A 7,553-nucleotide genomic window follows, 5' to 3' on the forward strand; every position below is an offset into this window, starting at 1 on the left:
ATGCCGTGCGGCTCGATGGCTACGGATTCACGTCGTTTGCCGCCATCCACGACAGCATGATCCAGGCGGGACCCAATGTGGTGCTGAATCTCGGATCGGGCGAAATCCTCGAATTCAAGAACACCACGATCGACAAGTTCCAGCCCAACCAGTTCCAGCTGCCGATCGACAAGTCCGGCATGACGCTGTCCTTCAGCGACGAATTCAACTCGCTCAATCTTCACAACGCCCAGGGCGGCACCTGGGACACCAATTTCTGGTGGGGCGCGGCGAACGGCAGCACGCTCACCCGCAACGGCGAGCTGCAGTGGTACATAGACGCCAATTACGGCCCGACCAGCTCGGTGCATCCGTTCAGCGTCGACAATGGCGTGCTGACGATCACCGCGGCGCAGGCGCCTGCCGACATCAAGCCGCTGATCAACAATTACGAATACACCTCCGGCATCCTGACCACCCACGACACCTTCTCGCAGACCTACGGCTATTTCGAAATGAAGGCCGACCTGCCGGAGAACGCCGGCGCCTGGCCGGCCTTCTGGCTGCTGCCGGAAGATGGCTCCTGGCCGCCGGAGCTCGACGTGATGGAAATGTATGGCCAGAAGCCGAATTCGCTGCTGATGACCGCCCATACCAACGAAACCGGCCAGCACACGACGGTGGGATCGACGGTGAACGTCATGGATACCGCCGGCTTCCACACCTATGGCCTGCTGTGGACGCCGGACAAGCTGGTCTGGACCTATGACGGCGTGCAGGTCGCCGAAGCGGCGACGCCGTCCGACATGAACAAGCCGATGTACATGCTGGTGGACCTTGCGATCGGCGGCCAGGCCGGGGCGCCGCCGGACCATCTGGCCACGCCGGCCGAGATGAAGATCGACTATATCCGCGCCTATACGTTGGACGAAGTGCAGCAGAGCCATTTGAACGTCACAGGCGAGCACACAGCCTAGGCGGTCAAACCAATGTCACGGGAGAGCGCTCCGGGTGCGATCAGGCAGGCCGGCCTGCGGCCGATGTTCCTGCGCACCGTAACCGATGTCGGCCTGTTCTCGCTGCTCATCAACCTTCTGCTGCTGGTGATCCCGCTTTACCTGCTCCAGGTCTATGACCGGGTGCTGCCCTCCTCCAGCGTCGAGACGCTTGTCTATCTGTCGGTCATCGCGGTCGCGGCGCTTGGTTTCCTCGGCTTCCTCGACGCCATCCGCGCCGTCTACACCCAGCGCGTCGCCGCAACGGTCAATGACAGGCTGAGCGCCAGAACATTCGCCGCTTCGCTCGGCTCCGGCAATGCGCCGTCGCCGCTCACCGACCTTGCCTCGGTCTGCGCCTTCATCCGCTCGCGCGGTGTTTCGGTGCTGTTCGACCTGCCCTTCGCGCCGGTCTTCCTCGCATTGCTCTACCTGATCCATCCGCTGCTGTTCTGGGTCACGCTCGGCGGCGCGGCGCTGCTGGTCGTGCTGGTCTTCGCCAACCAGCTTGCCATCGGCAGGAACGACGCGCTTTCGGCGGAGCGTTCGGCTCTGGCCAGCCGGGCCGAGCAGGCCTTTGCCCGCAACGCCGACACGCTGCGCGCCATGGGTATGGTGGAAAACGCCGCGCGCGCATGGGGGCGGCATGTTGCCGAGGCGCTTGTCCTGCATGACCGCTCGGCCGGCGCCAACGCCGTCTTCAGCGGCGCTTCCAGGGCGCTGCGCATGATACTGCAGCTGGCGATCCTTGGAACCGGCGCCTGGCTGGTGCTCAAGAGCGAAATGACGGCCGGCATGATCTTCGCCTCGTCACTGGTGTCGTCGCGCGCGCTGCAGCCGCTCGACCAGTTGATCGGCTCCTGGCGGCAACTGGGCGAGGCCAGGCGCGCCTGGGCGCGGCTTGAGAGCGCGCTTTCGGCGCAGCCGGTAGAGGCGAGCAAGCTCATCCTGCCCCACCCGACCGGGGCCATCTCGGCGCAGGATCTTTTCTTCATCGCGCCGAATGCCACCTTCGGCGCCGAGCCGGTCCTGAAGCGGTTGAGCTTCGCGATAGCCGCCGGCGAAGCGGTGGCGATCGTCGGCCCGAGCGGCGCCGGCAAATCAACGCTGGCGCGACTGCTCGTCGGCGCCGCGCAGCCGAGCGGCGGCTCGGTCAGGATCGACGGCGCCGAGCTCAGGACCTGGGACGAAAACCAACTCGGCCGGCACATCGGCTATCTGGCGCAGGAGGTGGAGCTTTTCCCCGGCTCGATCGCCGACAACATCGCGCGCTTCGACGCGAAGGCCGACGACGCGGCAATCGTCGAGGCGGCAAAGCGCGCCGAGGCGCATGAGCTGATCCTGACCATGCGCGACGGCTATCAGACGAGAGTGGCCGGGACGCTGTCGGGCGGCGAGCGGCAGCGGATCGGGCTGGCGCGTGCCTTCTACGGCAACCCGCGCATCCTGGTGCTGGATGAGCCGAGCACGCATCTCGACGGCGCCGGAGAGACCGCGCTGGAAGCGGTGCTTGCCGCCGCCCGCGCCGCGGGCGTCACCACGATCGTGATCACGCATCGCCCTTCGATCGCCACGGCTTGCGATCGCGTGATGGTCTTGCGCGGTGGTGTCATCGAGGCGCTCGGGCCGAGCGCCGAGGTGCTGCGCCAGCCGGCTAAAGCCGCGCAGCGGAGCACGGTGGTGACCGGATCGTTCACGCCGACCATCCGCGCCGCGCCGACCGTCCGCCACGGGTCCTGAACGATGACGCAGAGCCTCTCCTTCGATGGCCGCCCGCGCACGGATTTCCGCCGCACCGCCTTGGCCGGCTACGCTGCAATCGCGCTTCTTATCGGCGGCTTCGGCTATTGGGCAGCGAGCGCGCCGTTGGCAGGCGCGGTGATCACGCAAGGTACGATCGCGGCGACCGGCGGCAACATCCTCATCCAGCATCACGAGGGCGGCATCATCAAGCAATTGCTGGTGCATGAAGGCGACCGCGTGCGCGAAGGCCAGGATCTCATCCTGCTCGACCGGACCGCTGCAGAGGCCGATCTCAACCGGCTGACAAGACAATGGATCGCGCTCAAGGCGAGCGCCGCGCGGCTGGAGGCCGAGCGCGACGGGCTCGCCACGCTGGCGCCGATCGCCGAGCCCGCGCCGGCGCCGTTCCAGCAGGACTTCGAAAACCTGATCCGCGAACAGCAGAAGGAGTTCGACGCCAGGCTGGCGCGGTTCCGCTCGGAGCAATCGATCCTGGCGCAGCGCGTCGCCATGCATCGCGAGTCGGTCAAAGGGCTGAACGCGCAGAAGACGGCCATCGAACAGCAGGCCGAAGTGGTGAAGAAGGAGCTCGGCATCAAGACCGACCTCCTGGACAAGGGCCTCACCAATCGCACCGAATATTCACAGCTCTTGCGCTCGGAGGCCGACCTCGTCGGCCAGGCCGGCGCGCTGGAGGCCGACCTTGCCTCTGCCAACACGCAGATCGTGGAGGCGCAGGCGCAGACAGAGCGCGCCACCACGCAGCGCGTCGAGGAAGCGCTGACCAAGCTCGACGATGTGCGCACCAACCTCGCCGACATCGAGGAGCGGATGCGCGCGGCGCAAGCGGTGCTCAAGCGCACGACGATCACCGCGCCAGCGGCAGGCATCGTCGTGTCCTCGACCTATAATTCGCAAGGCAGCGTGGTGGCGCCCGGCGAAAAGATCATGGAGATCCTGCCCACGGCCTCGGGCCTGGTGGTCGACGCGAGGCTGCGGCCGAAGGACATCGACCAGGTGCATGTGGGCCAGCCGGCAAAGCTCAGGCTCTCCGCGCTCAACACGCGGCTCACGCCGGAAGTTCCGGCCACGGTAAGCGAGATTTCCGCCGACCGGCTGATCGACCAGGCCACGCACGAACCCTATTTCCGCGCCAGGCTGAAGATCGCGGAGGCCCTGCCCACCGGGGTGAAGCCCGAACAGCTCTATCCCGGCACCCCGGTCGACGCCTTCATCGGCACCGGCGACCGGACCTTCTTCGCGTATCTGGCACGCCCGATGATGGATTCCTTCGCGCGGGCGTTCAGGGAGCGATAGGGGCGCCGGACGGCTTATTCCAGAAACATCAGGGCGGTGGCCAGAAAACCCATACCGAAACAAGATGCCATCGAATAGGCGATCATCACGACAGCCACATAGTCACCCCTGCCTGAGGATAGATGGCTTCCGACCGTGCCGAAAGCCACGAGCCAGCATGCTACCGTCAACCCGATGATCGCCCCTATGGCGAGGTTCTTGACCACAAAGAGCACCAGTGAAGGCATGAGCGCTGCTCCCAAAGAGCATTTCGCGGCGGCCCAAGGCCTGCGGCCTCGTAAGCCGGCAACTTTCATTCAACGCCAGGACATGCATCTGGTTGCTCCTCCCGTCTGTTTTCGCTCCTGAACCGGTTCGAGGGGCTCTTTGCCTGATGGCCGACCTGGCATAGGCAGCCGACCGATGCGCGAGGATGGGAGTGGGCCGCCCGCCTCGTTCCCGATGCCCGCCCGCGCAAGTTCGCCCTCGCGGCATGCTCAGCCTGCCCACCTCGCGGACGCGGTGCGAGCGGCGCGGGACGACATGCTATTTTTTCCTTGCCGGTGGTGTTTGCACGGGCTTTTTCTCGGGGCCACCGTCGAGGCAACTGATCGTTCCGATGATGTTGGGGCCGTACTGGACATAGCCAGATTCCGTGGGCGACGAGTGCTGGGCCGTTATCGGCAGGTAGATGTAGCAGACCGTGCTGTCATCCGGGTCGCGCCAACGCTGGACGATCGTATCCTGCAAAGGGCCGGCAAACTGGCGCTCGAGTTGCATTCGCGGAAGATTCGACCAGGAAGCCGAGTCCGCCAAAGCGATCGACGAGGCGCCTGGAAACATGGCGGAAACGACGATGCAACGGTTGATCAACGGACGGATGAGCGGAAGAATACGCCTCTCATGAGACGAAAGCATGGGGCCTCCTCAGGGGGTCAATTCAGGGTCCAGGAAGCGCCGACGGCGGCGCCATAGTCGTTTGTCGCCGGCGACGCCTCGAATGAGGCGTTGAGGCGGAACCGGTCTGTCGCGGCGTAGCCCAGGCCGACGGCGATGCCCGATACGCCCTTGAAATTGCCGAGCGCGGCCGCGATCGATGCCTTCCCCGGTCGCTGATCGTATTGGAGCGAGGATGCCGCCAGGGCCAGCGCCGTGCCGGCGCGCGCTTCGCGCCGGTTCTCGCTGACCTGGCCCTGCAGGCCGGAAACCTGCTGCTCGATGCCGGACACGGCACTGTCGAACTGGCCCACATTCACGGCATCGGTCGGGTTCACGCCGGCCGCGACGTTGACGATGCGCCGCTGGTTCGAGGAGGAGCCGACCGAGACCGTATTGGCCTCGTCGGCGACGGACCCGTCGCCGATCGCCACGGCGTTGGCGCCCGTCGCGCTGGCGCCGTGGCCGACCGCGGTGGAGGCCGTGCCGGTGGCGCGCGCGCCGGGCCCTAGCGCCGTGCTGTTCTGGGCGGTCGCCACCGAATTGTCGCCAAAGGCGGCCCCGCCATTGCCGGCTTGAGCCGACGCCCCGACGGCGACCGAGCCCGTGGCCGAGGCGCCCATGCCGATGGCGATCGCGTTGGGGCCGGTGGCGGCGGAATCGAGACCGATGGCCAGCGCGCCATCGGCGCTGGCCATCGCATTGCCGCCGATCGCGATCGCCTCGTTGCCCGACGCCGTCGCCGGCGCGTCGGTGCTGTTGACCTTGACATAGGCCGGGCTTCCCGGCTGGACCCCCGTTGCCGTGCTGGTGAGGTTTGTCACCCGGCTGTCCAGGGCAGCCAGCGCGGCAGCGACATCGCCATAGGTGTTGCCCTGGACGAAGTAGCTCGGCGCCGTCAGCTGGCCGCTCGCGTCGACGCCCGCTCCACCGCCGAAGGCCTGGGCGATGCGTTGCTCGATGCTGAGCACCTGAGCGCCGTTGACCGCGTCGGTGCTTGCAGTCGTCAAAACCCCCGCTCCGATGCCGGTCAGCACGCGGGCTCCGTCGGCGCCGGTGAAATCGACCTCGGCGCCGTCGTTGACCGCGCCGACGGTGATCGGCTGGCCCGCCCCCGCCTGCTGCACCAGACCGATGCCATCGCCGGCGATCTGCTGCTGCAACGAGAAGAGCTGGCTGCCGTTGACCGCGTCGGTGCTCGTGCCGGTGATGGCGCCGGCTGCGACGTTGACGATCCGGCGTTCGCTGCCGGCCGCTCCCACGGAGACGGTGTCGGCCGTGTCCGCGACCGAGCCCTGGCCGAGCGCGACCGAATTTTCCGCGTTTGCCTGCGCGCCCTGGCCGAAGGCGGAAGCATTCTGCGCCGTGGCCTGGGCATTGAAACCCACCGCCGTGGCGTTGACGTTGGTGGTTGCGCCGAGCCCCGCCAAGCCCGCTCTCGCGCCAGTGCCAAGCGCTGTCGATTGTCCGCTGTTCGACAGGACCATGGCGTCGACGCCATAGGCGGAGCCGCCAAAGGCGCCGGAGTCGATGAGGCTGCCCGCGCCCGATGCAATCGAGAAGTCGCCAAAGGCGCGGCTGTTTTGCCCAAAGGCGCTGCTCGCCACCCCTGTCGCCTGGCTCGCGGCGCCGACGGCGGTCGCCTGACCGCTGGAAGCGGTCGACCCCTGGCCGACCGCGACCGCGTTGATGTTCGACGCGACGGCCCCCTGACCGAAGGCGGAAGCTCTCAGTGCGGTGGCCTGGGCGCCGAAACCCACCGCCGTGGCATTGACGTTGGTGGCTGTGCCAAGCCCCGCCACGCCCGCGATCGCGTCGGCGCCAAGCGCGGTCGATTGCACGCTGTAGGCCAGAACCCTGGAGTCAACGCCGTAGCTTGAGCTGCCGAGGGCGCCCGTGTCGACGAGGCTGCCCGCGCCGGAGGCAATCGAGAAGTCGCCAAGGGCGCGGCTGTTTTGTCCAAAAGCGCTGCTCGCCACGCCCGTGGCCTGGCTCGCCGCGCCGACGGCGCTCGTCTGTCCGTTCGACGCGGTCGCGCCCTGGCCCACCGCTACCGCGTTGACGCTGGAGGCAACCGCGCCCTGACCGAAGGCGGAGGCGTCGGCCGCATTGGCGAGGGCGCCTTTTCCGACCGCGGTGGCGTTCACCTGTCCGCTCGCGGTCGCGCCGGCCTGCGCGCCGTCGCCTATGGCCACCGCGCCGCTGTTGCCGAACGGAGCGAGCGAGGTGCCTCCCGCCGCGGCGTTGCGTCCTATGGCGACATTGGCGAGGCTGTTGCCGGCCGAGAAGGCGGCGTAGCCGAGGGCGATGTTGGCGCTCGTCGCGCCGCCGGCATTGGCGAGCGAGCCGGCGGCCAGGTTGTTGCTGCCCGCGCCGCTCGCATTGGCGCTGAACCCGCTTGCGATGTTGGCGGCGCCGTCCCCGGCCGCGTTCGCCCCGTAGCCGTTCGCGGTGTTCGCGCTGTTGGAGCCCGAGGCGCGGGCGGCCGACCCGTCGGCGGTGTTGTTGCTCTCGTCGCCATGTCCGTCGGCGCCATCGCCGACGGCGATGTTGTTGCTGGAATTGCCGCTGGCATTGGCAAGAAGCCCGGTCGCGATGTTGACG

Annotated in this window: 6 protein-coding genes; 3 read left to right on the plus strand and 3 right to left on the minus strand. The window is 67.5% G+C overall.

The window, feature by feature from the left end; all coding sequences use genetic code 11:
* From EOD07_RS15185 to EOD07_RS15195, 3 genes are all read left to right on the plus strand, one after another.
* Positions 1-956: glycoside hydrolase family 16 protein (locus tag EOD07_RS15185; protein ID WP_164772263.1), on the plus strand; the 956-nt coding region annotated here is incomplete at its 5' end.
* A gap of 12 nt (positions 957-968) precedes the next feature.
* Positions 969-2,714 carry a type I secretion system permease/ATPase gene (locus EOD07_RS15190; RefSeq protein ID WP_127236051.1) on the plus strand — a complete coding sequence of 582 codons (1,746 nt, stop codon included), beginning with the start codon at positions 969-971 and terminating at the stop codon, positions 2,712-2,714.
* 3 nt (positions 2,715-2,717) lie between these two features.
* Positions 2,718-4,034: an HlyD family type I secretion periplasmic adaptor subunit gene (locus EOD07_RS15195; protein ID WP_127236052.1), complete on the plus strand. Its 1,317-nt coding sequence runs from the start codon at positions 2,718-2,720 to the stop codon at positions 4,032-4,034.
* 14 nt (positions 4,035-4,048) lie between these two features.
* Here EOD07_RS15195 and EOD07_RS15200 read toward each other — a convergent pair whose 3' ends face one another.
* From EOD07_RS15200 to EOD07_RS15210, 3 genes are all read right to left on the minus strand, one after another.
* Positions 4,049-4,261, minus strand: coding sequence for a hypothetical protein (locus EOD07_RS15200; protein WP_127236053.1), 213 nt, complete (start codon positions 4,259-4,261; stop codon positions 4,049-4,051).
* Between the two features lie 298 nt (positions 4,262-4,559).
* On the minus strand, positions 4,560-4,931 hold the full coding sequence (locus tag EOD07_RS15205; protein ID WP_164772264.1) for a hypothetical protein: 372 nt from the start codon (positions 4,929-4,931) through the stop codon (positions 4,560-4,562).
* A gap of 17 nt (positions 4,932-4,948) precedes the next feature.
* On the minus strand, positions 4,949-7,553 hold a 2,605-nt coding region (locus tag EOD07_RS15210; RefSeq protein WP_206519470.1), incomplete at its 5' end, for a YadA-like family protein.

This window comes from Mesorhizobium sp. M2C.T.Ca.TU.002.02.1.1 (assembly GCF_003997225.1).

What these genes read in the sequence shown, in the direction of transcription:
- EOD07_RS15190 (WP_127236051.1), top strand. Translation starts at nt 969, where the DNA reads ATGTCACGGGAGAGCGCTCCGGGTGCGATCAGGCAGGCCGGCCTGCGG.
- EOD07_RS15195 (WP_127236052.1), top strand. Translation starts at nt 2,718, where the DNA reads ATGACGCAGAGCCTCTCCTTCGATGGCCGCCCGCGCACGGATTTCCGC.
- EOD07_RS15200 (WP_127236053.1), bottom strand. Translation starts at nt 4,261, where the DNA reads ATGCCTTCACTGGTGCTCTTTGTGGTCAAGAACCTCGCCATAGGGGCG.
- EOD07_RS15205 (WP_164772264.1), bottom strand. Translation starts at nt 4,931, where the DNA reads ATGCTTTCGTCTCATGAGAGGCGTATTCTTCCGCTCATCCGTCCGTTG.